The following is a 23548-nucleotide window of genomic DNA, read 5'->3' as shown; positions in this document are numbered from 1 at the left end:
CGTCCCCGCGGAGGCGGGGACCCAAGCTATGCATCCGAAGTCGCAACTTGGCCCCCCGCCTGCGCGGGGACGACGGTATTACCTGAAACTCTGCTTAGGCGGCTTCGCCCACGACAGCGATGGTGATTTCCACCACGACGTCGGTGTGCAGAGCGACCGACACCGGGTGCTCGCCGGTGGTCTTCAGCGGACCGGTCGGCATGCGCACTTGTGCCTTTTCGACGGCGAAACCTTGCTTGGTCAGGGCTTCAGCGATGTCGAAGTTGGTCACGGAACCGAACAGACGGCCGTCGACGCCGGCTTTCTGGGCGATCGTGACGGTCATGCCGTTCAGCTTGTCGCCCTGGCCTTGAGCGGCAGCCAGTTTCTCGGCAGCTGCTTTTTCCAGTTCGGCGCGCTTGACTTCGAATTCAGCCACGGCAGCTTGCGTTGCACGACGGGCCATTTTTTGCGGGATCAGGAAGTTACGAGCGTAACCATCCTTGACCTTGACGACGTCGCCCAGGTTGCCGACGTTGACGACTTTTTCCAGCAGGATAACTTGCATTTTATTCTCCAGTAATCTGACTATGCTTCGATGTCGTAACCGACGATTAAGCGTTGTGCAGGTCGGTGTACGGCAGCAGAGCCAGGTAACGGGCGCGCTTGATGGCGGTGTCCACTTGACGCTGGTAGTGAGCCTTGGTGCCGGTCAGGCGTGCCGGCATGATCTTGCCGTTTTCCTGGACGAAATCCTTCAGGGTGTCGACGTCTTTGTAGTCAACCTGTTCCACGCCTGCAGCGGTGAAGCGGCAGAACTTCTTGCGCTTGAACAGCGGGTTCTGCTGTTTGCGCTTCTCTTTGAGCTTAGCTTTGTTTTTGTCGAACTTTTTACCGAATGCCATTTTGAGGCTCCTGTATCTATCTATAAACGTGCCCGCATTTACGCGGCACTGAAATCAATGATGTGAAACACCAAGCTTTTGCTGTGACGGCTTTTCCTGGCCAAGAATCCCGTGAAGCGGTACATCGCGCCCAACTCGGCATTGGCAAATCGTCCCGAAATCTCGCCCGCGGCAACCGCGGGAATCTCGAATTCGACCTGCCTGTCCAGCCTCGCTTCCGTCTGCGTCGATCCGTGTTGCAGGATGCCGCCCACGATGGGGATGCCGGCCGGTGTGTAGCGCAGGACGTCGCGTTCCAGGATGCTCGCGACCAGGGACAGCTCGTTCACTACAGCTTGTTGCTCCCGCGAGATTAGGCTGCGGCGGCCGGAGCGGCGGCCTGCTCGGCGCGGTGGCTCTTGGCTGCGTCTTCGCGCTGGACCGACTTCATCATCGGCGACGGTGCGGTTTCAGCTTTCTTCATCTTCACGGTCAGGTGACGCAGCACGGCATCATTGAATTTGAATGCGGTTTCCAGCTCGACCAGGGTCTCGTTGTCGCACTCGATGTTCAGGCAGATGTAGTGTGCCTTCGGCAGCTTCTGGATCTGGTAAGCCATTTGACGACGGCCCCAATCTTCGACGCGGTGGATGTTGCCGCCGCGCGAGGTGACCGTAGCCTTGTAGCGTTCGATCATCGCCGGGACCTGCTCGCTCTGGTCCGGGTGGACGATAAACACGATTTCATAATGACGCATGAAACACTCCTTAAGGACGTTTAAACAAATGCCCACCTCGGCGTCAAGACGAGTGTGGGAAGGGAAAGCCCAACATTATAACAGCAAGACCGTCAAGTGCTCAATAGGTACCGCTTGCAGGTGCGCTGCGTGCCGCAACGCAAAGAGTCGTGGACGTGCGCCGCGTACCGCAGCGCAAAGAGTTGTGGACGTGCGCTGCGTACCGCACCGCAAAAAAACTTTGAAATCCCCTTGCGCGTGGCGCAATACTGTACAAAAATACAGTCTGACCCCGTACCAACGAAGACGAACATGCTTAAGCTCACCGCACGGCAAGAACAGATCCTCAACCTGATCAAGGAAGCCATCGACAACACTGGCTTCCCGCCGACTCGCGCCGAAATCGCCCAGGAGCTTGGCTTCCGCTCGGCCAATGCCGCCGAGGAACACCTGCAGGCCCTGGCCCGTAAGGGCGCGATCGAAATTTCCCCGGGTACCTCGCGCGGTATCCGCCTCGTCGGCCAGTCCGTCGAATCCAAGGCGACTGCGGCCGCGGTACCGGCCTTCGTGCCGCCGATTCCGCCGAACCTGATGTCGCTGCCGCTCGTCGGCCGCGTCGCTGCGGGCTCGCCCATCCTCGCCCAGGAACACGTCGAAGCGACCTACTCCGTCGACCCGGCCATGTTCTCGAGCAAGCCCGACTTCCTGCTGAAGGTCAAGGGCTGGTCGATGCGCGACGCCGGCATCTGCGACGGCGACTTCCTCGCCGTCAAGAAGGTCGACAGCGCGAAAAACGGCCAGATCGTCGTCGCCCGCATCGGCGACGAAGTGACGGTCAAGCGCTACCGCAAGACCGGTTCCACGATCGAACTGCTGCCGGAAAACCCGGACTTTTCCGTGATTACCGTCGACCCGCAGGCCGACGAGTTCGCGCTGGAAGGCCTGGCCGTCGGACTGCTGCGGTCCTGGCACTGACCTTCCGCTTGCACACGGGCCCGCGTCATGCGGGCCTTGTCGTTTTATCCTGCTCTCAGCGCGGATAGACGAAACCGGTACGGATATCCGTCGGCAGCAGCCGGCTGCCGTCACGTACCATAAGGCGCTGCGGCGGCTCGTCGCCGGCCAGGGCGCGCCAGATGACAGGCAGCCCCTCTCCTTTGCGCAACAGCTCGTCGCTCCGCTCGAATACGTTGGCGCAACCCGTCGCCGCGATCAGCGCCTGCACGATGGTCACTTTCCACGCGTCGACGCCGGCCGCATTGAACTGGCACACCAGGTAACCGCCGGTCCCGCCATAGCTGTGCACCAGCAGCCCCGGCAGGCCGTCTTTTTCGCCATCGATCACCATGACCAGGGCTTGCGGATCGGCGCCGCGCACGGCCACGGCGCGCCGCGCGACCGCGGCCTGCACGCGCCGTTTCATCATGGCGTGATCGACGGGTTCGTCCTCGCGCAGCGTCCAGACGCGGGCCGCGATCTGCGACTTCGCGTTGTAGGCCGCGCGCGCCAGAAACTGGCGTGCCGACGACTGCACGATTGCAGTGACGCCGGGCTTGCCGCGCTCCTGGGGCCGTCCCTCGATCTTCTCGACGGCGGACAAATAAATCCACGGGTCGCCGGACAGCAGGCTTTTTTCCTTGCCTTGTTTGATGGTGATGATGAGCATATGCCGAAGCGACTTTTGGTGAGAAAACAACGATATTTTTTAGATATGATCCTGGTGCGTCGGCTTGCGGCGCCGTACCACGAAGGAGTCTTGTGCCGCCCTCCCCCAGCATCCAACTGCCCGGCGCCCGTGCGCACGGAAGGCTGGCACTTGCCGTGCTGGTATCCGGCGCGGCGCACCTGCTGTGGCTGGGCCTGGTCCAGACGACGTCCGTTGCCCTGCCACGTTTTCCCGGCCACGATGACGCGCCGCCGCAAGCCGCCACCGAGCCGCAGCCCGACCCCGCGCCTGCCGCGCCGACGGACGTGCGCCCTCCGGGGCGCATGGACGTGCTGGCGGCCGCCACGCGCGATGCGGCCGTGATTGCCCGCGAACTGAACCACGCACCCGGCGCGCCGCAACGCTTCCGCTCGCGCGCACAGGATGAAATCGACCGCCGGTTCGACGCCGCTCACGCGGCAGGCGGCAGCTGGTTCCGGTCTGCGCGCATCGAAGACATCACGACGGCAGCCGACGGCAACGCGCGCGTGTACCGCATCGTCACGCCGGTGGGCGTATTCTGCCGCACCTACCCGGCAAACGGCAGCGCGCCCATGAACACCACATGTCCGCGCTAGCGCGCCTCACCGACGCTTACTTGTCGTTATCCGGCGGCGGCGCGTTCTTGACCATCTCGTTGTGCTCCTTGACGTAGGCTTCCGTGCCTGCGCGCCAGGCGTCGAAGTCCGCCACGATCATCCGGCCGGCCACCTTGGTGTCTTCCGCCAGGCGATCACCCACCTCCTTCAGGTGCACGTTCGCCTTCTCCGTCTCGTCCTTCGTCATCAGCTTCGCGATGTCTTCCGGGATGCGTTTCGTCAGCGGCAGGGAGGCGTTCAACTGCTTCACCCAACGGTTGTGGCACGCTTCCCAATCCTTCATCTTGCCGCTGTAGTAATCGATTTCCTCGTTGACCTTGGACATGGTCGGGAAGCGCGGCGCCGGGCAGCGGTAGTCGTTGGTGCGCACGTCGGAACCGTCGTATTTCACGATCCAGTAGTCGAGGTCGGCGCGCCGGGCCTCGCGCTGCTTCATCAGCTCGAGCGATGCGATGGCGACGGCATTGCCCTTGGCGGCCGCCTTCTGGAACCATTGCGCGGCCTTGTCCATGTCGACGCTGCCGGCCTCGCCGTAGAAATACATTTCACCCAGGTGCTGCTGGGCCATCAAGTTGCCGGCGTTCGCCAGCTTCGTGTATTTCGCCAGCGCGTCCGGATACGATTTCTTGGCGAACAGCGCGTCCGCTTCAGCGAGCTCGGCGGCGACGTTGGCGGACGGGGCGGCGGCGACCGGCTTCGGCGCAGCACCTTTTTTTGCTGCGGGCTCGGCAGCCAGCGCGACACCGCCGCACAGCAATGCGGCACAGAACAGGACAGTCTTCATGGCGAATAGATGAATGGCAACAAGTCGATCATAACCGCAGCGTCGCCCGGGCTCAACCGTTCAGCGCGTTACCGAAATCGGCCAGCAGGTCGGCCGTATCCTCGATACCCACCGACACGCGGATCAGCGATTCCGCGATGCCCATGCTGGCGCGGCGCTCGGCGCCCATCTCGAAGAAGATCGTGTGCGCGACCGGGATGACGAGCGTGCGCGTGTCGCCCAGGTTCGACGCGGGAATCGCCACCTTCAGGCGGTTCAGGTAATCGAAGCAGTCGATGCCTTCCTTCAGCTCGAAACTGAACAGCGAGCCGTACGCGCGGAACTGTTCGGACGCCAGCTTGTGCTGCGGATGCGATTCCAGGCCAGGATAGTGGACGGCGGCGACGCGATCATCGGCCTCGAGCATGCGGGCCAATGCCAGGGCGTTCGCGCACGTGCGCTCCATGCGCAGCGCGAGCGTTTCGGCGCCGACCGCGATGTGGTGGGCCGCTTCCGGCGCCAGCGATGCGCCGAAGTCGCGCAGCGCTTTCGCGCGCAGCTGGGCCATGCCCTGCGCGGCGGACGGCTGGCGGCGGAAGTTGTCGGCGATGTTCGGATAGGCGCTCCAGTCGAACACGCCGGTGTCCGTCAGCGCGCCGCCCAGCGCCATGCCGTGGCCGCCGATCGACTTCGTCAGCGCGTTCACGACGAGGCCCGCGCCGACCGCCTTCGGACGGAACAGGTAGGGCGTCGTCATCGTGTTGTCGACGACGTACAGGATGCCGCGCGCGCGGCACAGTGCGCCGATGCGGGCCAGGTCCGCGATCTGCGTGCGCGGGTTGGCGATGGTCTCGACGAACACGAGACGCGTGTTCGGCTTCAGCGCGGCTTCCACGTTCGCGACGTCGGTCGCGTCCACGAACGACACTTCCGTGCCCTGCGCGGCCACCGTGTTCCACAGGCTGTTGGTATTCCCGAACAGGAACGAGGACGACACGACGTGGTCGCCGGCGCGCAGCAGTGCCTGCGCGAGCGCGCCGATGGCAGCCATGCCGGTGCCGAAGCACAGCGACGCGACGCCGTCTTCCATCTTGCTGATCTTGTCTTCCAGCGCGCTGACGGTCGGGTTGCCCTGGCGGCCGTAGCGGAAGCCCGGTTCCTTGCCCTGGAAGACGGACGCGAGCTGGCGCGCATCCGTGTAGCCGAACGCGACCGATGTGTGGATCGGCTTGTGCAGCGAGTTGTGTTCGATCGACTTCCTGCGATCGTTGTGCAGGATGGTGGTGGTGAAGCCGTAGTTGGGTTTGTCGCTCATGGTCTTTTGAATGATGGGCCGCGATACGCCAGGCGGGCACCGGGTGCCCGCCCTACGGAATACGCGTTATTCCGCCGCGACGGGCGGGTTCAGGTTCAGTTGCGTACGCACGATGTCTTCCGACGATTTACCGGACGACTTGTGGCGCGCGTGCTCCAGCTGGTCGAGGTAGGCCGGCGTGACGTCGCCCGTGACGTAGACGCCGTCGAAGCACGACGCTTCCACGTTCGTCAGGGCCGGGTTGACGTCGGAGATCGACTTCTTCAGCGCATCGAGGTCCTGGTAGACGAGGCGGTCGGCCGTGATCTCGCGGCACACTTCCTCGACGGTGCGGCCATGGGCGATCAGCTCGTCGCGCGTCGGCATGTCGATGCCGTACACGTTCGGGTACAGGACCGGCGGCGCGGCGGACGCGAAGAACACCTTGCGGGCGCCCGATTCGCGCGCCATCTGCACGATCTCGCGGCTCGTCGTGCCGCGCACGATGGAGTCGTCGACGAGCAGCACGTTCTTGTCCTTGAATTCGGACGGGATCGCGTTCAGCTTCTGGCGCACCGACTTCTTGCGCATCGCCTGGCCCGGCATGATGAACGTGCGGCCGACGTAGCGGTTCTTGATGAAGCCTTCGCGGTATTCGACGCCCAGTTTCAGCGCGAGCTGGATGGCGGCCGGACGCGACGAATCCGGAATCGGCATCACGACGTCGATCTCTTCGACCGGAATCTCCTTGCGGATCTTCTCGGCCAGGTATTCGCCCATGCGCAGTCGGGTGGCGTACACGGAGGCGCCGTCGATCACGGAGTCCGGGCGGGCCAGGTAGACGTATTCGAACGCGCACGGATTCAGCGACGGATTCTCGGCGCACTGGCGGGTGTGCAGCTGGCGGTCGGCGTCGACCCAGACGGCTTCGCCCGGCGCGATGTCGCGCACGAAGCGGAAGCCCAGGCCTTCCAGCGCGACGGATTCGCTGGCGACGAGGTATTCGGGGCCGTTCTCCGTCTCGTTGATGCCGAGGCACAGCGGGCGGATGCCGAACGGGTCGCGGAACGCGAGCAGGCCGTGGCCGGCGATCTGGGCGATGACGGCGTACGCGCCGCGCACGCGGCGGTGCACGTGCGCGACGGCCTTGAACACGGCGTCCGGATCGAGCGAGTAGCCGTCGGCGGCCGTGGCGATCTCGTGGGCCAGCACGTTCAGCAGGACTTCCGAGTCGGAGTTCGTGTTGACGTGGCGGCGGTCGATGCGGAACAGCTCTTCCTTCAGTTGTTCCTGGTTCGTGAGGTTACCGTTGTGCGCGAGGGTGATGCCGAACGGGGCATTCACGTAGAACGGCTGCGCTTCCTCTTCGCTGGACGAGCCGGCGGTCGGGTAGCGGCAGTGGCCAATGCCGGAATTGCCTTGCAGCGAACGCATGTTACGCGTGCGGAAGACGTCTCGCACGAGGCCGTTGGCCTTGTACATCGAGAACATGCTGCTGTGATTGGTTGCAATCCCCGCTGCGTCCTGACCGCGGTGCTGCAACAGCAGCAACGCATCATATAACAGCTGGTTGACGGGGGCTTGCGAGACGACGCCGACGATGCCACACATGGTGTGCTCCTAAACTTGGACAGCTAGACAAAAGGGTGTTTCAAAACTGCACGTGCTGCGCGAAGGCAGCGGGCAAGAAAGGTTTGACTGTGCGCGCTCCGGTTTCCGCCATGGGCGAGAACAGCGCGTCTTTCCAGAAAGCCTGTTGGGGGATGGATGTCATCCCGCACAATATGACGCCGGCCAGCACGATCACAATACCCCGGCCCAATCCGAACAGGCCGCCGAGTCCGCGGTCGGCCAGGGACAGGCCGGAGGCCTCGATCAGGGCGCTGATCGCAAGGGCCAGCAGGCCCATCAGCACGCGCACGCCGAGGAACAGTGCAATGAAGGCAACGATCAGCCGCAAGGCTTCGCCCGGAATCACGGATGGTAGCATGGGTGCCAGTTTCGCGCCGAAGGCGTTGGCCACGATGAAGGCCGCCACCCAGCCGACCAGCGACAGGATTTCCTTCACCAGGCCGCGCATGGTGCTGATGACGACCGACGAGATCAGGATGAACAACACCACGTAGTCGAAAATCGTCACGGCTTCAATCGAATCAGACCGGGGTCATGGCGCCGGACAAGCCCAGGCGGCCCAGCTTGGCGCGTACTTTCTCGGCGTCTTCCTTGTTCAGGGGGCCGACTCTAACGCGGATCAGTTCGCCGGAGGGGGTGGACGTCTTCTGCGTGTACGACGAGATGCCCGCTTCGCGCAGCTTCGCTTGCACTTCCGCCGCCTTTTCCTGGCTCGACAGCGCGGCCACCTGCAGCACGAAGCGCTGCGACGAGGCCTCGGCCGGTTTGTCCTTCTCCGCCGGCTTGCCTTCCAGGATGGCCATGGCGCGCGCCGCGTCGTCCTTCGGCTTCACGGGCTTGTCCTCGGCTTTGGCCTTGGCCTTGTCGCGGGCTTCACGCGCGAGGCGCTCCGCCTTCTCGTGCTCGGCCCGGTCGTGCTCGGCCTTCGCGCGTTCCGCCTTTTCCTTCTCGGCGAGGCGCGCCTCGGCCTTCGCATCCTTGTGCTCGGCCGCGGGCGTTTCCTTGTGTTCGGGCTTGTGCTCGACCTTCGGCTCCGGTTTCGGCGCGATCACGGCCGGCGGCTGCGTCGCGGCGCTCTCCGGCCTGGCGGCGGCGACGGCGGCCGGGGCCTTCGCGGCGGGCGCGGGCGGCGGTGCGTCGACCACTTCCTCGCCCTTGTCGACGCTGTCCGCGGCGGACACGGCCTTGTCGGCGGCCGGCACGGGCAGCGGCGCGGCCTTGTCTTTCGCGGGAATCTGGATCGCGATGTCGCCGGCGAGCGGCTTGGGCTCGGAATCGAGGAGCATCGGCAGGCCGACGGCGGCCGCGAGCGCCAGCGCGATGGCGCCGACGAGGCGGCGCCGGGCGCGCTTCTTTTCGGGGAGCATGGGGTCGGCACCGGGACGGCGCGATGCGCCGCCACCGGCATTGCTGGCGCGTTTGGCGCGGGCGCGCTCGCCAATCGCGGCGTCGTCGTCCTTGCTGTAGAAGCGGCCACTGTCCTCGGTGAGGCGGTCCTGCTTGCTTTTACGGGAGAACAAGCCCATGCGGTGTCACGTCAATGAAGAGAGGATTTACGGGCTGCCATCACGCCAGCCACGGTATAGAACGAGCCAAAGACCACTATTCTATCATCCTGTCCGGCCCGGCTTGTTGCATCTGCGAATGCATCGGCCGGATTCGCGAACGTTTTGACCGAGAATTCGTCGTCTTTCGCACCACTCGGCTTCAATGCCTGCAGCTTCTCGGCCAGCACGGCCGGGTCGGCCGACCGGGGCGACGGCAGCGCCGTCACGCACCAGTGGTCGATGGTCGGCGCCAGGTGGGCGATGACGGCGTCGATGTCCTTGTCCTGCATGATGCCGAACACGGCGTACGTGAAACGGTGGAACCCCATATTGCCCAGGTTCTGGGCGAGCGTCGCGGCCGCGTGCGGGTTGTGCGCGACGTCGAGGATCGTCGTCGGACGGCCCGCCAGCACCTGGAAGCGACCCGGCAATTCGACCATCGCGAGGCCCGCGCGCGTTTCCTGCGCGCCGACCGGCAGCACGTTGCGCAGCGCTTCCAGCGCGGCCAGCGCGGCCGATGCGTTCAGCAGCTGGTTGGCACCGCGCAGCGCCGGATACGCGAGCGAATTGCGGCGCTGCGTGCGGCCGCCGTAGGCCCACTGCTGCTTGTCGCCCTGGTAGTTGAAATCGCGGCCCAGCAGCCACAGGTCGGCACCGATGTCTTCCGCATGCTTGATCAGCGCTTGCGGCGGCTGCGGATCGCTGCAGATCGCGGGCTTCCCGGGACGGAAGATGCCGGCCTTCTCGAAGCCGATCTCTTCGCGCGTGTCGCCGAGATAATCCTTGTGGTCGATGTCGATGCTCGTGACGATGGACACGTCCGCATCGATCACGTTCACGGCATCCAGGCGGCCGCCGAGGCCCACTTCCAGGATCGCCACGTCGACGCCGGACGTCGACAGCAGGTGCATGATCGCGAGCGTCGTGAATTCGAAATACGTGAGGTCGATGTCGCCGCGGCGCGCCTCGACGTCGTTGAAGGCGGCGATGAGCTTGTCGTCGCTGGCCATGTCGCCGTTGATGCGGGCGCGCTCGTTGAAGTCGAGGAAGTGCGGCTTGATGTACAGGCCGACTTTGTAGCCGCTCTGCAGCAGGATGGCTTCCAGCATGGCGCAGGTCGAGCCCTTGCCGTTGGTGCCCGCGACCATGATCACGGGGCAGGAAAAGGCGAGGCCCACGCGCTCCTTGACGGCGCGCACACGGTCCAGGCCCATGTCGATGTGGGTTTCGGCATGGCGCGACTCGAGCAGCGCCAGCCAGTCGGGCAAGGTAGTCGGCAGGTTAGGCATGGGATGGCTTCCGGAATGCGCGCGGCCGGCTGCTTTGCACAAGCAGCCGGCCGCGCGGTGACAGCGAATCAGGCGATGACGTCGGCCGGCTGGCTTTGCAGCAGGGCGAGCAGTTGCGCGATTTCTTCGCGCATCTTGCGGCGGTCGACGATCATGTCGATGGCGCCTTTTTGCAGCAGGAACTCGGAACGCTGGAAGCCTTCCGGCAGTTTTTCACGCACCGTGTTCTCGATCACGCGCGGACCTGCGAAGCCGATCAGGGCCTTCGGTTCGGCGATGACGACGTCGCCCATGAACGCGAACGAAGCGGACACGCCGCCCGTCGTCGGGTCGGTCAGCACGCTGATGAACGGCAGTTTTTTCTCGGCCAGCTTGGTCAGCATCGACGTGGTCTTGGCCATCTGCATCAACGACAGCAGGCCTTCCTGCATGCGCGCGCCGCCGCTGGCGGTAATGCAGATGAACGGCACCTTCTGCTCGAGCGCCACCTGGGCGCCGCGCACGAAGCGCTCGCCGTTCACGGAACCCATCGTGCCGGCCATGAATTCATAGGCGAAGCAGGCGACCACGACCGGCAGGCTCATGATCGAACCGCCCTGCACGACCATCGAATCGGTCTCGCCGGTGGCTTCCATCGCGTCCTTCAGACGATCAGGATATTTCTTGCTGTCTTTGAACTTGAGGGTATCGACCGGCAGCACGTCCTGGCCGATCTCGTAGCGGCCGCCCTCGTCGAGCAGCGCGTCGAGGCGCTCGCGGGCGCGGATGCGCATGTGGTGGCTGCATTTCGGGCAGACATGCAGGTTCGACTCCAGGTCGGCGCGGTACAGGACCGACTCGCACGACGGGCACTTGACCCACAGGCCTTCGGGCATGGTCTGGCGTTTGGCGGCATCGGAGCGCTGGATCCGGGGGGGCAGCAGCTTTTCCAACCAACTCATGTTCTCTCCTTTGCGGCAATTCTGGAATTGGGCGTAGTGTAGCCGTTCGCATCAGGCTTGTCGAATTCTTGCCGTTAATTACTTGCCTTCTTAGCAAAGTTGCGCTAGCAGACATGAGAACCGGGGCGCTTGGCCCCGGTAATGTCGTGCACGATCCCGGCGTCAGCGCACGGCAGCCTCGCCGACCTCCGCCGTCGTGAATTCGAAGCCGCCGATGCGGGCTGCGACCAGATTGTAAATCCACGCACCGAAGGCAGCGCCGATGAAGGCGCCTACCGCGTAGGCCACCGGCATCATGATCAGCATGGCGATGCCGGCGCCTGCAGGCATGAACGATGACATGAACAACCCGGCCAGTACGACGACGGGGATGGCGGTGATGAGATAGACAGCGGCCATGACCTTGGCCGACTGCACGACGGAAACCTGCACGATTTGTTTTTTCATGATGGATGCCGGGGTTGAGTGAAGGGGAACTGCCCTGCCACTGTATGCCTACGTTTCCACCAAGAAAATCGGCCGCATCAAAAAACTTCGGGGTCAGAGCCCGATTTTGAGCAATTTCCCAAAATCGGGCTCTGACCCCGGTTTGATTTGGCGCAGCTCAGCGGGCGTCCAGCGCTTCCCGGATCCCGGCGACGAAGGCGCGCACGGCCGCGGGCCCCTGCTCTTTCGGCGTGTTTTCCAGTTCCTGGATGATGCGGCTGCCGATGACGACCGCGTCGGCGACGCTGGCCACCGATTTCGCCGTCTGCGCGTCGCGGATGCCGAAGCCCACGCCGATCGGCAGCTTGACGTGCTCGCGGATCGCGGCCACGCGCTTGGCCACGTCGGCCGTGTCGATGCCGCCGGCACCCGTCACGCCCTTCAGCGACACGTAGTAGCTGAAGCCGCTGCCGTGGCGCGCCACCTGCTTCACGCGTTCCGTGGTCGACGTCGGCGCGAGCAGGAAGATCACGTCGAGGTCGTTGGCCTTCATCTCGGCCGCGAACGCTTCGCATTCCTCCGGCGGGTAGTCGACGACGATGGCGCCGTCGGCACCGGCCGCCTTCGCGCGGCGGACGAATTCGCTCTGGCCCATGCGCTCGATCGGGTTCGCGTAGCCCATCAGCACGACCGGCGTGTGCTGGTTCGTTTTTCGAAACTCGGCGACGTAGCCGAACACGTCAGTCATGCTGACGCCGAAAGTGAGCGCCCGCTCACAGGCGCGCTGGATGACGGGGCCTTCCGCCATCGGGTCGGAGAACGGGACACCCAGTTCAAGGACGTCGGCGCCGCCTTCCACGAGGGCATGCAGCAGCGGGACGGTCAGTTCCGGGGCCGGGTCGCCGGCGGTGATGAAGGTGACGAGGCCGGTCTTGCCCTGTTCCTTGAGGGCGTCGAAAGTTTGTGCGATACGGGACATGCTGTTATTCCTTATTCTGTGGTTGCAAACGATGGGGCACGTCGAAAAACCTGACGGTTTTTCGAGGTGCCCGATGATTGGGGCTCAGCCGAAGTTGAGTCCCGCCCGTTGCGCCACGGTGTGCATGTCCTTGTCGCCGCGGCCCGACAGGTTGACCAGGATGATCTGGTCCTTGGGCAGGGTGGGCGCCAGCTTGGCGGCGTAGGCGATCGCGTGCGACGATTCCAGCGCGGGGATGATGCCCTCGATGCGGCAGCAGTCGTGGAAGGCGGCCAGCGCCTCGTCGTCCGTGATCGACACGTATTCCGCACGCTGGCTGTCCTTCAGCCACGCGTGTTCCGGTCCGACGCCCGGATAATCCAGGCCCGCCGACACCGAATGCGTCTCGATGATCTGGCCGTGCTCGTCCTGCAGCAGATAGGTGCGGTTGCCGTGCAGGACGCCCGGGAAGCCGGCCGTCAGCGACGCCGCGTGCTTGCCCGAGTCGAGGCCCTCTCCCGCCGCCTCGACGCCCACGAGCTTCACGCCCGGCTCGTCGATGTACGGATAAAAGATGCCCATCGCGTTCGAGCCGCCGCCGATGCAGGCGACGACGTAGTCCGGCTGGCGGCCCGTCATCTGCGGCATCTGCACGCGGCATTCCTCGCCGATCACGGACTGGAAGTCGCGCACCATCATCGGATACGGGTGCGGACCGGCCACGGTGCCGATGATGTAGAACGTGTTCTCGATGTTCGTGACCCAGTCGCGCATCGCTTCGTTGAGCGCGTCCTTCAAGGTCTTGGAGCCCGACTCCACCGGCACGACGGTCGCACCCAGCAGTTTCATGCGGTAGACGTTCTGCGCCTGGCGCTTGACGTCCTCGCTCCCCATATAGATGACGCATTCGAGGCCGAAGCGGGCGCAGATCGTGGCCGTCGCGACGCCGTGCTGGCCGGCGCCCGTCTCGGCGATGATGCGCGGCTTGCCCATGCGTTTCGCGAGCAGCGCCTGGCCGATCACGTTGTTGATCTTGTGGGCGCCCGTGTGGTTCAGGTCTTCGCGCTTGAAGAAGATCTGCGCACCGCACCCCTGTTCCGACCAGCGCTTGGCGTGGTAGACGGGCGACGGCCGGCCGACGAAGTGCGCCAGCTCGTAGCGGAATTCTTCGAGGAATTCGGGATCCTGGCTGTAGCGCGCGTACGCGTCGTTCAGCTCGGCCAGCGCGTGGCTCAGCGTCTCGGCGACGAACGAGCCGCCGTACGGGCCGAAGTGGCCGGTGGTGTCCGGCAGTTGATAGTCGGAGGTCTTGAACAGCGCCTGGGCGCCGTTAACTTGATTCGCTTTCATGGTGTTCCTGGCTCAAATGGGTGGCATCGCCTGCCCGCACCGCGTCGATGAACGCGGCAATCTTGCGGGCATCCTTGATCCCCTTCGCCGCCTCGACACCGCTACTGATGTCGACCGCGAAGGGGCGTACTTGCGCCACCGCGCCAGTCACGTTGTGTACGCTCAAGCCACCACTCAAAACGACCCGAGGCGCGAGCTCTTTTGGAATAAGAGACCAATCGAAAACCTTTCCTGCGCCGCCGTAGGCATCCACGTACGTGTCGAGCAGCAAACCCGAGAACCAGGGAGAAGCGGCGCGGTATTGAGCTTCCGATTCTAGCAAATCGGCGGCGGTCGTGTCAGGTTTTACCCGGAATGCCCGCGTGAACGGGCGTTGCACGGCCTGCGCCAGTTGCGCGCATGCCTCCGGTGTTTCGTCGCCGTGGAATTGCAGCAGCGACACCGGCCCCGCCGCGACGACGGCACGGACCTCGTCCACGGTCGCGTTGACGAACAGCGCGACGGCGTTCACGTATGGCGGCAGTTCACGGGCCAGCTCGGCGTAGCGCTCCGCGGTGACGTAACGGGGGCTCTTGGCGTAGAACACGAAGCCGAGGGCGTCGGCGCCGGCGTCGACGGCAGCGTGCAGGTCTTGTTCGCGGGTGATGCCGCAGATTTTGATTCGGGTACGGGGCATATCGAGGGGTTATCGAGCGGTTATCGAGCGGTTATCGAGCGGTTATCGAGGGGTCAGAGCCCGGTGTTGCTTTTTAAGGGGCTCTGACCCCGGAGTCGCCGACCCCGGAGTCGCCGGCCGTTGCTCAGCCAAATAGGGGTTATAACGGGCGCTACCACTCACCACCGGGGTCAGAGCCCTAAAGGAAACACCGGGCTCTGACCCCTCTCCTGACCCCTCTCCTGCGGCAGCCCCCACTTCGGATCGTAGTCGATTGTAGCAAGGTAAAGCCCATCCGGCATGAAGGTGGGCGCCGCGGCGTCGCGCGAGCGCGCGTCCAGCACCTCGGCCATCCAGCCAGGCTCGTTGCGTCCGGTCCCCACGTAGATCAGCGAGCCGACGATGTTGCGCACCATGTGATGCAGGAACGCGGACGCGTGCACCGTGAACACGATGATGTCGCCCATCCGTTCGATGTTCACCTCATGCATCTGCTTGATCGGCGAATTCGCCTGGCAGCCGGATGCGCGGAAACTGGAAAAATCGTGCGTGCCGATCAGGTGCGCGGCGGCTTCCCGCATGCGCTCGACGTCGAGCGGGCGGAACACCCAGCCGGCGCGTCCGGCCAGCAGCGCCGACGGATTGGCGTGGTTGTACAGCACGTAGTGATAGGTACGCGAGCGGGCCGAGAAGCGCGCGTGGAAGTCCTGCCCTTCGGCGTCCGGTGCGACGACGTGGGCCCAGCGCACGACGATCGACTCGGGCAGGAACGCGTTCGTACCGCGCACCCATGATTGCGGGGCGCGGTCGAGGTCCGTGTCGAAATGGACGACCTGCTCGATGGCGTGGACGCCGGCGTCGGTGCGGCCGGCGCACGTCGTCGCGAGCCGCGTGCAGGCAAATTTCTCGAGCGCGATCTCCAGCTGGTCCTGGACCGTGTCGCGCGATGGTTGTTTCTGATACCCGTTCCAGGCGGTGCCCACATACTGGACACCCAATGCGATACGTGTCAAATCGTCCTGCCTTACACCAGTGCCGCGCGCATCGAGTTGGCACGTGCCGCCTGCTCGGGATTGCCGCCGCGGATGACTTCTTCGAGCAGCTCGCGCGCCCCTTCCTTGTCGCCGATCTCCTGGTAAGCGATGGCCAGGTCCAGCTTCGTCTCCATCTCCATGTGCGAGGCGGACAACGCGGCCGGCTCCGCCGGTTCGGCCGGCGCGGCAAACTGCGGCTCGGACAGCGACTGCACTTCCGGCAGCGGCAGCGAACCGTCGGCCGGCAGGTCGAGGTCGAAGCCGCCGACGTCGAACTGCGGCGTGGCCGGTTCCAGCACGATGCGGTCATGCTCGGCGAACGGCGCGTCGGCCGGTGCCGGCGTGGCCGGGATGTCGAACAGGTGCTCGTCCAGCGCGGCCGTCGGGATCGAGGCCGCCGAATTTGCAACCGAACCTTCTGCACGCGGCGTCTCGTCCAGGCCGAAGTCCATCGCGTCGAGGTCGAACAGCGGATCGCGCGCCGGTTGTTCCGGCTCGGGCGGCAGATTGGCCTGCAGTTCCGTCGGCAGGTCGGGCAGGTCGAATTCGCGGGCCAGGTTGGCCATCTCGATGTCGGCGGCGGCAGCGGTGCTTGCGGCCGCAGCCGCGGCCGGCGCCAGCAAATCATCGTCCGTGTGCACTTCCAGTTGCGGCACCGGGTTCGCGGGCGGGGCGGCGAAGTCCATGTCGAACGAGAAGTCGAGCGGGTCGTGTTCGGCCTTGTCGAGTGCGACAGCCGGCTCGGCCGCCGGCGGCTCGGCCGGCTTCTCGAACGCGCTCATGTCGAAGTCGAGATCGTGCACGCCGCCCAGGTCGGCGGCTGGTTGCGCGGCCGCTTGCGGCGCGGGCGCCGGCTCGAGCGGTTCGAACGCGAGGCCGCCCAGGTCGAAGTCAAGCACGTGATCGTCTTCCATCGGCGCGGGTTCGGTCGACGGCGCATTGGTGACGGGCGCCGGGGCCGGCTGCGCGGTCGCCATCGCGTCGGCGAAATGCTGGCTGAAGTCCAGCGGCTCGCCCGCCAGCGCCGCCGTCGGCGTGGCCTGCGGGTCGGGCGCGCTGAACACGTCGTCCAGCTCCTTAGACAGCAGGGCCTGCTGGCCCAGTTCCTCGGTGCTCGCCACCGGACCGCTTGGTGCGGCGGTGTGCTGGTACAGCGGGTTGAGCGGATCGATGGTGAGGCCCAGCGCGGCGGCCTGCGCCCACTCGTCGCCCTGCCCGCGCGTCATGCTGTAGAGTTCCGCGGCCTGCGTCTCGAACGCGCGCTGGTCCTTTCGCGCGGCATAGATCTCGAGCAGCTTCAAGCGCACCGGATAGCGTTCCGGATGCGTGCGCAGGGCTTCCTTGAGGATTTCCTCGGCCTGGGCATCGCGGCCATAGGCGATGTAGACGTCGGCTTCCGCCACCGGATCCACCTCGTTCGTGTCGAGCTGGCTGGCGGACGGCGCGAAGCTGGAATTGAAGACGCTGTTGTTCGTGTCGACGCTCTGGCCGCCCGTCTCCGCGAACATCGAGTGCGCGGGTTCGCTCGGCACGCCGAGGATAGCCGGTTCCGGCACCACCTTGACGACCTTCTTCTTGCGGCGCTGGGCGACGAGCAGGCCGCCGAGCAGCAGCGCGGCCGCGCCGCCGCCGACCAGCGGCAGGTTCTGCATGATGAAGTCCATCAGGCCCGGTTCCGGCGGTGCGCCGGCGGGCTTCGCGGCCGGCTTGATGGTCGGCAGCTTTTGCGGTGCCGGCGCTTGTGCGTGCTGTGCCGGCGGCGTCGTGGCGGCAGGCGCGGCAGCGTTCTTTTCCGCCTCGGCGCCGGCCTTGCTCTTGATGGTGGCGATCTTCTCGAGGTCGTTCACGTTGCGTTCGAGCTCGCGCACGCGCGTCTGCGCGTCGGCCAGTTCCTTCTCCTTGGCGATGCGGTCCTCGGCGCTCATCGTCGTGCCCTTGCCGGCCGGGGTGCTCGGGGCGGCTTTCGACAGGCGGAGCTGGTCCTGCGATTCGTTCGCGGCGGTCGGGCGTTCCTCGACCTTGGCCGTGATCTTGCCGGCCGCGCTCTGCCCCGCCTGCGGGGTCTTGACGGGTTCGGAGGCGCCGACCTGGCCCGCCAGCTTGTTGCGGTAGGCGTTGAAGTCGGCCGCGTGGGCGACGACGACGCCGTGTGCCTCGGTATCGTCCGTAGCGCGCACGGCATCGCCCGCCGGCACGGTCAGGATGCGCCCCGATTTCAGGCGGTTCATGTTGTTGCCGATGAAGGCATCCGGATTGGCGCGGTACAGCGCCACGAGCATCATGTCGAGCGACACGTCGACGGGTTTCAGCTGGGTGGCGATGCGGCCCAGGCTGTCGCCCGGCTTGACGCGGTAGCGTGACGACGCTGCCGTCTCGGCCGCCGGCCTGGGCGCCTCCGGGGTCTCGGCACGGGCGGCACGGCGCGGACGCTCGGCAGCCGGCGCGGTCGAAGGTTGCGCCGGCGCGGGCGCCGCTTCCGTGCGCGGACGCGCGGATTCGCTCGCCGCGACCTGCGCCGACTGCGTCGCGCGCAGCTCGGCCGGATCGAGCAGGAACGTGTATTCGCGTACGAGGCGGCCGTTATTCCACGACAGTTCGAGCAGCATGTCGACGAACGGCTCGTTCAGCGGCTGCGTGGAGCTGACGCGGATGAATTGGCGTCCGCCGCGCTGCTCGACGTTGAAGCGCAGCGACAGCAGCGCCGGATTGAAATCGATGTTGGCTGCCTTGAACGCTTCCGGCGACGCCAGCTTCGCGGTGAGGCCGGACGCCTCATCGCCGGACACCGCCGTCAGTTCGATTTCGGCGCGCAAGGGCTGGCCGAGTGCGGACAACACCGTGAGCTTGCCGAGGCCGGCCGCGTGGGCCGCCGACGTCAGGACCAGCGCACTTGCGACCGCCGCAGTGAGCTTTTTCAGTGCGGACGACTTCATCGGGAGGCGGGGAGTGACATGCATAGGTTCGAGAGCGACGTGGCCGGAGGTCTCAGGAACATATCATCATGCACTGTGGCATGCAAGTTCCGCAGGGAGAAACATTCAAGGAGTCTGACGTATGTAGACGGTCTATTCAGACTTATGATGTTTTTTGGATGATCCGGTGTCAATTCGCCACCAGATCCAGAATGACAGAGGGCGGCTGGGGGCCGCCCTCTGGGGCGCCCCGCGAGCCGCCCTTCCTTCACCCGCAGGTGAAACGCATCACTTGTCCAGCACGATGCGCAGCATGCGGCGCAGCGGCTCGGCGGCGCCCCACAGCAGCTGGTCGCCGACGGTGAACGCGGAGATGTATTCCGGGCCCATCGACATCTTGCGCACGCGCCCGACCGGGATCGTCAGGCTGCCCGTGACGGCGGCCGGGGTCAGGTCGCGCACCGACGCTTCGCGCGTGTTCGGCACGAACTTCACCCACTGGTTGTCGTTCGCGATGATGTCGTTGATCTCGTCCAGCGGCACGTCCTTCTTCAGCTTGATCGTCAGCGCCTGCGAGTGGCAGCGCATCGCGCCGATGCGGACGCACAGGCCGTCGACCGGGATCACATTGGAGCCGTTGTGACGGCCCAGGATCTTGTTGGTCTCGGCGCCGCCCTTCCACTCTTCCTTCGACTGGCCGTTGCCCAGGTCCTTGTCGATCCAGGGGATCAGGTTGCCGGCCAGCGGCACGCCAAACTGCTTCGTTTCTTCGGCCGACAGGCCGTGCTGGGTGGCCAACACGCCGCGGTCGATTTCCAGGATCGCCGATGCCGGGTCGTCCAGCAGGTTCTTGACGGCCGAGTTGATGGTGCCGAACTGGGTCAGCAGCTCGCGCATGTGCTGCGCGCCGCCGCCCGATGCGGCCTGGTACGTCATCGACGTCATCCAGTCGACCAGATCGTTCTTGAACAGGCCGCCAAGACCCATCAGCATGCACGACACGGTGCAGTTACCGCCGATGAAGTTCTTCACGCCGTTCACCATCGCGTCCTTGATGACGTTCAGGTTGACCGGGTCGAGCACGATGACGGCGTCGTCGCTCATGCGCAGGGTCGACGCGGCGTCGATCCAGTAGCCGTTCCAGCCGGCGGCGCGCAGCTTCGGGAACACTTCGGTCGTGTAGTCGCCGCCCTGGCACGAGATGATGATCTCGCATTTCGACAGTTCGGCGATGTCGGTTGCGCTTTTCAGCTTGGTTTCGTTCTTCGCCATTTTCGGGGCAATGCCACCCGGATTCGACGTGGTGAAGAACACCGGCTCGATGTGGGCGAAATCGCCCTCGTCCTGCATGCGCTGCATGAGGACCGAACCGACCATGCCGCGCCAACCAACCAGACCTACTAGTTTCATTTTGATCCCTCTTTTAAAATTGTTCCGCCCAAGCCGGGCGTATTCCTGGTCAACCCAATGCCTTGAGGACGGCGTCGCCCATCTGTTCCGTGCCGACCTTCGTCGTGCCTTCTTCGTAGATGTCCGGCGTGCGCAGGCCTTGGGCCAGCACCTTCTTGACGGCGTTCTCGATGCGGTCGGCCTGTTCCGCCTTGCCCAGCGAGAAGCGCAGCATCATCGCGGCGGACAGGATCGTCGCCAGCGGATTCGCGACGCCCTTGCCCGCGATGTCCGGCGCCGAACCGTGCGACGGCTCGTACAGGCCCTTGTTGTTCGCATCCAGCGATGCCGACGGCAGCATGCCGATCGAACCGGTCAGCATCGCGGCCGCATCGGACAGGATGTCGCCGAACATGTTGCCGGTGACGATCACGTCGAACTTCTTCGGCGCGCGCACGAGCTGCATCGCGGCGTTATCGACGTACATGTGTTCGAGCTCGACGTCCTGGTATTCCTTGTGCACGTCGGTGACGATGTCGCGCCAGAACTGGAAGGTCTCCAGCACGTTGGCCTTGTCGACGCTCGTCACGCGGCGGTCGCGCTTGCGCGCGGCCTGGAACGCGACGTGGGCGATGCGGCGGATCTCGCCTTCCGCATAGCGCATCGTGTCGAAGCCTTCGCGCTGGCCCGCGAACGGACCGTCCGGGCACTCGCGCACGCCGCGCGGCTTGCCGAAGTAGATGTCGCCCGTCAGTTCGCGGATGATCAGGATGTCCAGGCCCGACACGACTTCCGGCTTCAGCGTGGAGGCGCCGGCCAGTTCCGGATACAGGATCGCGGGACGCAGGTTGGCGAACAGACCCAGCTCCTTGCGCAGGCCCAGGATGGCCTGTTCCGGACGCAGCGCGCGCTCCAGCGCATCGTACTTGTAGTCGCCGACGGCGCCGAACAGCACGGCGTCCGCGGCCTTCGCCAGCGCCAGCGTGCCTTGCGGCAGCGGGTGGCCGTGCGCGGCATAGCCGGCGCCGCCGACGTCCGCGCTTTCCAGTTCGAAGGACTCGCCCAGCGCGTTCAGCACCTTGACGGCTTGCGCGGTGATTTCGGGACCGATGCCGTCGCCCGGCAGGATGGCAATCTTCATTTCTTGTTCTCGTTCAGATGGTGTTGGCGAGCCACGGCTGCGCGCGCAGGTGGCGTTCTTCGTAGGCGCGGATGTCGTCGGCGTGGCGCAGCGTGAGGCCGATGTCGTCCAGGCCGTTCAGCAGGCAGTACTTGCGGAAGTCGTCGATGGCGAATTCGAACGCGAGGTGGCCGTCCGGCGTGCCCACGGTCTGCTTCTCGAGGTCGACGACGAGCTTGTAGCCCGGGAACGCCTTCACTTCATTCATCAGCTGGTCGACCTGCGCCTCGGTGAGGACGATCGGCAGCATGCCGCCCTTGAAGCAGTTGTTGAAGAAGATGTCGGCGAAGCTCGGCGCGATGACGGCGCGGAAGCCATACTGCTGCAGGGCCCACGGCGCGTGCTCGCGCGAGGAGCCGCAGCCGAAGTTCTTGCGGGTCAGCAGGATCGACGCGCCGGCGTAGCGCGGCTGGTTCAGCACGAAGTCCGGATTGACTGGACGCTTGCTGTTGTCCATGCCCGGTTCGCCGTGGTCGAGATAGCGCCACTCGTCGAACAGGTTGGGGCCGAAGCCGGTGCGGCGGATCGACTTGAGGAACTGCTTCGGAATGATGGCGTCGGTGTCGACGTTGGCCCGGTCCAGCGGGACCACCAGTCCTTCGTGTACGGTGAATTTATCCATGATTATTTACCACCAGCGCCCGTGATCACTTGGCCAACTTTCTGCACGTCCTTCCCGACGCCCGAAATGGTGTTGCAGCCGGCTGCGGCGATTGCGATGAGTGCGAGAGCAATGATTTTCTTCATATGAGCTTAGTCAGTCGGGGTCAGAGCACACCCGGGAAAACCGTGCTCTGACCCCGAATTGTCGGTTTAGATTTTACGAACATCGACGAAATGACCGGCGATACCTGCCGCCGCGGCCATGGCCGGCGACACCAGGTGCGTGCGGCCACCCTGGCCCTGGCGGCCTTCGAAGTTGCGGTTCGACGTCGACGCGCAGCGCTCGCCCGGTTCCAGGCGGTCGGCGTTCATCGCGAGGCACATCGAGCAGCCCGGCTCGCGCCATTCGAAGCCGGCGGCCTTGAAGATCTGGTCGAGACCTTCGCGCTCCGCCTGCTCCTTCACGAGGCCGGAGCCCGGCACCACCATCGCCAGCTTCACGTTCGACGCGCGCTGGCGGCCGCGCACGATGGCCGCGGCGGCGCGCAGGTCCTCGATGCGCGAGTTGGTGCAGGAACCGATGAACACCTTGTCGATGCGGATGTCTTCCATCGCGGTGTTCGGCTTCAGGTCCATGTAGACGAGCGCCTTTTCCATCGCGTCGCGCTTGACGGGGTCTTTTTCCTTGTCCGGATCGGGCACGCGGCCGTCGATCGTCGTGACCTGCTCGGGCGAGGTGCCCCAGGTCACCTGCGGACGGATCTCGGCGGCATTCAGCTGCACGACGAGGTCAAACCTCGCACCCGGATCCGAGTGCAGGGTGCGCCAGTACGCGACGGCCTGCTCCCACTGCGGACCCACCGGTGCGAACGGGCGGCCCTTGACGTACTCGATGGTCGTGTCGTCGACGGCGACCATGCCGGCGCGCGCGCCCGCTTCGATCGCCATATTGCAGACGGTCATGCGGCCTTCCATCGACAGCGAGCGGATCGTCGAGCCGCCGAATTCGATGGCATAGCCCGTGCCGCCGGCGGTGCCGATCTTGCCGATCACGGCCAGCACGATGTCCTTGGCGGTCACGCCGGCCGGCAGTTCGCCGTCGACCTGCACCAGCATCGATTTGGATTTCTTCGCGAGCAGCGTCTGCGTGGCCATCACGTGCTCGACTTCCGACGTGCCGATGCCGTGGGCCAGCGCGCCGAACGCGCCGTGCGTCGACGTGTGCGAGTCGCCGCACACGACGGTCATGCCCGGCAGGGTCGCGCCCTGCTCCGGGCCGATCACGTGCACGATGCCCTGGCGCTTGTCGTTCATGTTGAAGTACGTGACGCCGAAGGACTTGGTGTTATTGTCCAGCGTCTCGACCTGCAGGCGAGAGGTCGCATCTAGAATGCCGTGCGAGCGGTCGGTGGTCGGCACGTTGTGGTCGGCTACGGCAAGATTGGCCGAAGTGCGCCATAGCGGGCGGCCGGCTTCGCGCAGGCCTTCGAACGCCTGCGGGCTGGTGACTTCGTGGACCAGGTGACGGTCGATATACAGCACGGTGGTGCCATCCGCATCGGCACGCACGACATGCGAATCCCAAAGTTTGTCGTAGAGCGTTTTTAACATGTTAAATCCAGTAAAGCGACCGCTACATGCGGGCATGGTCTTTGATTATGCCATATTTGTG

The 23548-nt window shown here is 65.1% G+C and carries 25 protein-coding genes; 2 read left to right on the top strand and 23 right to left on the bottom strand.

Annotation, left to right across the window (positions count from 1 at the left end):
- Window positions 1–94: 94 nt before the first annotated feature.
- Genes rplI through rpsF form a run of 4 tightly spaced genes read right to left on the bottom strand, consistent with a single transcriptional unit; the run spans window position 95 to window position 1620 of the window.
- Entirely contained in the window at window positions 95–547 is a 453-nt protein-coding gene (gene rplI, locus ASD28_RS28755) for a 50S ribosomal protein L9 (protein WP_056136742.1), read from the bottom strand.
- Window positions 548–593: 46 nt separating this feature from the next.
- On the bottom strand, window positions 594–884 hold the full coding sequence (gene rpsR / locus ASD28_RS28750; protein WP_020656854.1) for a 30S ribosomal protein S18: 291 nt from the start codon (window positions 882–884) through the stop codon (window positions 594–596).
- Between the two features lie 38 nt (window positions 885–922).
- Window positions 923–1213: a primosomal replication protein N gene (gene priB, locus ASD28_RS28745; protein WP_056136740.1), complete on the bottom strand. Its 291-nt coding sequence runs from the start codon at window positions 1211–1213 to the stop codon at window positions 923–925.
- A 23-nt stretch (window positions 1214–1236) separates the two neighbouring features.
- Complete coding sequence (gene rpsF / locus ASD28_RS28740) at window positions 1237–1620, bottom strand: 30S ribosomal protein S6 (protein ID WP_056136738.1); 384 nt, start codon at window positions 1618–1620, stop codon at window positions 1237–1239.
- Between the two features lie 291 nt (window positions 1621–1911).
- Between rpsF and lexA the strand changes: the two genes are divergently transcribed.
- Window positions 1912–2574 (top strand): transcriptional repressor LexA, encoded by a 663-nt coding sequence (lexA, locus tag ASD28_RS28735; RefSeq protein WP_056136736.1) that lies wholly within the window; start codon window positions 1912–1914, stop codon window positions 2572–2574.
- Window positions 2575–2629: 55 nt separating this feature from the next.
- Here the strand turns inward: lexA and ASD28_RS28730 are convergent, their stop codons facing one another.
- Window positions 2630–3265 carry a hypothetical protein gene (locus ASD28_RS28730; RefSeq protein ID WP_056136734.1) on the bottom strand — a complete coding sequence of 212 codons (636 nt, stop codon included), beginning with the start codon at window positions 3263–3265 and terminating at the stop codon, window positions 2630–2632.
- Window positions 3266–3357: 92 nt separating this feature from the next.
- Between ASD28_RS28730 and ASD28_RS28725 the strand changes: the two genes are divergently transcribed.
- On the top strand, window positions 3358–3882 hold the full coding sequence (locus ASD28_RS28725; RefSeq protein ID WP_156403739.1) for a hypothetical protein: 525 nt from the start codon (window positions 3358–3360) through the stop codon (window positions 3880–3882).
- Window positions 3883–3898: 16 nt separating this feature from the next.
- Here the strand turns inward: ASD28_RS28725 and ASD28_RS28720 are convergent, their stop codons facing one another.
- The 18 genes from ASD28_RS28720 to leuC form a co-directional block, all read right to left on the bottom strand.
- Window positions 3899–4687: a tetratricopeptide repeat protein gene (locus ASD28_RS28720; protein WP_200948785.1), complete on the bottom strand. Its 789-nt coding sequence runs from the start codon at window positions 4685–4687 to the stop codon at window positions 3899–3901.
- A gap of 52 nt (window positions 4688–4739) precedes the next feature.
- On the bottom strand, window positions 4740–5981 hold the full coding sequence (locus ASD28_RS28715) for a cystathionine gamma-synthase family protein (RefSeq protein WP_056136730.1): 1242 nt from the start codon (window positions 5979–5981) through the stop codon (window positions 4740–4742).
- A gap of 66 nt (window positions 5982–6047) precedes the next feature.
- Entirely contained in the window at window positions 6048–7571 is a 1524-nt protein-coding gene (purF, locus tag ASD28_RS28710) for an amidophosphoribosyltransferase (RefSeq protein WP_056136727.1), read from the bottom strand.
- Between the two features lie 40 nt (window positions 7572–7611).
- Window positions 7612–8100, bottom strand: coding sequence for a CvpA family protein (locus ASD28_RS28705; protein WP_056136726.1), 489 nt, complete (start codon window positions 8098–8100; stop codon window positions 7612–7614).
- 13 nt (window positions 8101–8113) lie between these two features.
- Window positions 8114–9118 (bottom strand): SPOR domain-containing protein, encoded by a 1005-nt coding sequence (locus tag ASD28_RS28700; RefSeq protein WP_056136723.1) that lies wholly within the window; start codon window positions 9116–9118, stop codon window positions 8114–8116.
- Window positions 9119–9129: 11 nt separating this feature from the next.
- A complete protein-coding gene (folC, locus tag ASD28_RS28695) occupies window positions 9130–10428 on the bottom strand; it encodes a bifunctional tetrahydrofolate synthase/dihydrofolate synthase (RefSeq protein ID WP_056136721.1) in 1299 nt (432 codons plus the stop codon).
- A 68-nt stretch (window positions 10429–10496) separates the two neighbouring features.
- Window positions 10497–11369 (bottom strand): acetyl-CoA carboxylase, carboxyltransferase subunit beta, encoded by an 873-nt coding sequence (gene accD / locus ASD28_RS28690; RefSeq protein ID WP_056136719.1) that lies wholly within the window; start codon window positions 11367–11369, stop codon window positions 10497–10499.
- A 162-nt stretch (window positions 11370–11531) separates the two neighbouring features.
- On the bottom strand, window positions 11532–11816 hold the full coding sequence (locus tag ASD28_RS28685; RefSeq protein WP_056136717.1) for a hypothetical protein: 285 nt from the start codon (window positions 11814–11816) through the stop codon (window positions 11532–11534).
- A 157-nt stretch (window positions 11817–11973) separates the two neighbouring features.
- Entirely contained in the window at window positions 11974–12774 is an 801-nt protein-coding gene (gene trpA, locus ASD28_RS28680; RefSeq protein ID WP_056136715.1) for a tryptophan synthase subunit alpha, read from the bottom strand.
- An 84-nt stretch (window positions 12775–12858) separates the two neighbouring features.
- Window positions 12859–14103, bottom strand: coding sequence for a tryptophan synthase subunit beta (trpB, locus tag ASD28_RS28675; protein ID WP_056136713.1), 1245 nt, complete (start codon window positions 14101–14103; stop codon window positions 12859–12861).
- Entirely contained in the window at window positions 14084–14779 is a 696-nt protein-coding gene (locus ASD28_RS28670; RefSeq protein WP_056136711.1) for a phosphoribosylanthranilate isomerase, read from the bottom strand. Before ASD28_RS28670 ends, trpB begins: the two co-directional genes overlap by 20 nt.
- Window positions 14780–14949: 170 nt before the next feature.
- A complete protein-coding gene (gene truA, locus ASD28_RS28665; protein ID WP_056136709.1) occupies window positions 14950–15771 on the bottom strand; it encodes a tRNA pseudouridine(38-40) synthase TruA in 822 nt (273 codons plus the stop codon).
- 11 nt (window positions 15772–15782) lie between these two features.
- Window positions 15783–18749, bottom strand: coding sequence for a FimV/HubP family polar landmark protein (locus ASD28_RS28660; RefSeq protein ID WP_056136707.1), 2967 nt, complete (start codon window positions 18747–18749; stop codon window positions 15783–15785).
- 243 nt (window positions 18750–18992) lie between these two features.
- Window positions 18993–20114 carry an aspartate-semialdehyde dehydrogenase gene (asd, locus tag ASD28_RS28655; protein WP_082577194.1) on the bottom strand — a complete coding sequence of 374 codons (1122 nt, stop codon included), beginning with the start codon at window positions 20112–20114 and terminating at the stop codon, window positions 18993–18995.
- A 49-nt stretch (window positions 20115–20163) separates the two neighbouring features.
- Window positions 20164–21234 (bottom strand): 3-isopropylmalate dehydrogenase, encoded by a 1071-nt coding sequence (gene leuB / locus ASD28_RS28650; RefSeq protein ID WP_056136703.1) that lies wholly within the window; start codon window positions 21232–21234, stop codon window positions 20164–20166.
- A 13-nt stretch (window positions 21235–21247) separates the two neighbouring features.
- Window positions 21248–21895: a 3-isopropylmalate dehydratase small subunit gene (gene leuD, locus ASD28_RS28645; protein ID WP_056136701.1), complete on the bottom strand. Its 648-nt coding sequence runs from the start codon at window positions 21893–21895 to the stop codon at window positions 21248–21250.
- 2 nt (window positions 21896–21897) lie between these two features.
- Window positions 21898–22020, bottom strand: coding sequence for an entericidin A/B family lipoprotein (locus ASD28_RS31545; protein ID WP_082577193.1), 123 nt, complete (start codon window positions 22018–22020; stop codon window positions 21898–21900).
- Window positions 22021–22086: 66 nt separating this feature from the next.
- Complete coding sequence (leuC, locus tag ASD28_RS28640; RefSeq protein ID WP_056136700.1) at window positions 22087–23487, bottom strand: 3-isopropylmalate dehydratase large subunit; 1401 nt, start codon at window positions 23485–23487, stop codon at window positions 22087–22089.
- Window positions 23488–23548 lie beyond the last annotated feature (61 nt).

Origin of the sequence: Massilia sp. Root133 (assembly GCF_001426525.1) — a bacterium.
GTDB lineage: Bacteria > Pseudomonadota > Gammaproteobacteria > Burkholderiales > Burkholderiaceae_D > Telluria > Telluria orientalis.
The sequence above is the reverse complement of the archived record's forward strand: the minus strand, read 5'-3'. Positions and strand labels throughout refer to the sequence as shown.

Coding starts and splice junctions, on each gene's coding strand:
- rplI (WP_056136742.1), bottom strand. CDS start 547: ATGCAAGTTATCCTGCTGGAAAAAGTCGTCAACGTCGGCAACCTGGGC.
- rpsR (WP_020656854.1), bottom strand. CDS start 884: ATGGCATTCGGTAAAAAGTTCGACAAAAACAAAGCTAAGCTCAAAGAG.
- rpsF (WP_056136738.1), bottom strand. CDS start 1,620: ATGCGTCATTATGAAATCGTGTTTATCGTCCACCCGGACCAGAGCGAG.
- lexA (WP_056136736.1), top strand. CDS start 1,912: ATGCTTAAGCTCACCGCACGGCAAGAACAGATCCTCAACCTGATCAAG.
- ASD28_RS28730 (WP_056136734.1), bottom strand. CDS start 3,265: ATGCTCATCATCACCATCAAACAAGGCAAGGAAAAAAGCCTGCTGTCC.
- ASD28_RS28720 (WP_200948785.1), bottom strand. CDS start 4,687: ATGAAGACTGTCCTGTTCTGTGCCGCATTGCTGTGCGGCGGTGTCGCG.
- ASD28_RS28715 (WP_056136730.1), bottom strand. CDS start 5,981: ATGAGCGACAAACCCAACTACGGCTTCACCACCACCATCCTGCACAAC.
- purF (WP_056136727.1), bottom strand. CDS start 7,571: ATGTGTGGCATCGTCGGCGTCGTCTCGCAAGCCCCCGTCAACCAGCTG.
- ASD28_RS28700 (WP_056136723.1), bottom strand. CDS start 9,118: ATGGGCTTGTTCTCCCGTAAAAGCAAGCAGGACCGCCTCACCGAGGAC.
- folC (WP_056136721.1), bottom strand. CDS start 10,428: ATGCCTAACCTGCCGACTACCTTGCCCGACTGGCTGGCGCTGCTCGAG.
- accD (WP_056136719.1), bottom strand. CDS start 11,369: ATGAGTTGGTTGGAAAAGCTGCTGCCCCCCCGGATCCAGCGCTCCGAT.
- ASD28_RS28685 (WP_056136717.1), bottom strand. CDS start 11,816: ATGAAAAAACAAATCGTGCAGGTTTCCGTCGTGCAGTCGGCCAAGGTC.
- trpA (WP_056136715.1), bottom strand. CDS start 12,774: ATGTCCCGTATCGCACAAACTTTCGACGCCCTCAAGGAACAGGGCAAG.
- trpB (WP_056136713.1), bottom strand. CDS start 14,103: ATGAAAGCGAATCAAGTTAACGGCGCCCAGGCGCTGTTCAAGACCTCC.
- ASD28_RS28670 (WP_056136711.1), bottom strand. CDS start 14,779: ATGCCCCGTACCCGAATCAAAATCTGCGGCATCACCCGCGAACAAGAC.
- ASD28_RS28660 (WP_056136707.1), bottom strand. CDS start 18,749: ATGCATGTCACTCCCCGCCTCCCGATGAAGTCGTCCGCACTGAAAAAG.
- asd (WP_082577194.1), bottom strand. CDS start 20,114: ATGAAACTAGTAGGTCTGGTTGGTTGGCGCGGCATGGTCGGTTCGGTC.
- leuB (WP_056136703.1), bottom strand. CDS start 21,234: ATGAAGATTGCCATCCTGCCGGGCGACGGCATCGGTCCCGAAATCACC.
- leuD (WP_056136701.1), bottom strand. CDS start 21,895: ATGGATAAATTCACCGTACACGAAGGACTGGTGGTCCCGCTGGACCGG.
- ASD28_RS31545 (WP_082577193.1), bottom strand. CDS start 22,020: ATGAAGAAAATCATTGCTCTCGCACTCATCGCAATCGCCGCAGCCGGC.
- leuC (WP_056136700.1), bottom strand. CDS start 23,487: ATGTTAAAAACGCTCTACGACAAACTTTGGGATTCGCATGTCGTGCGT.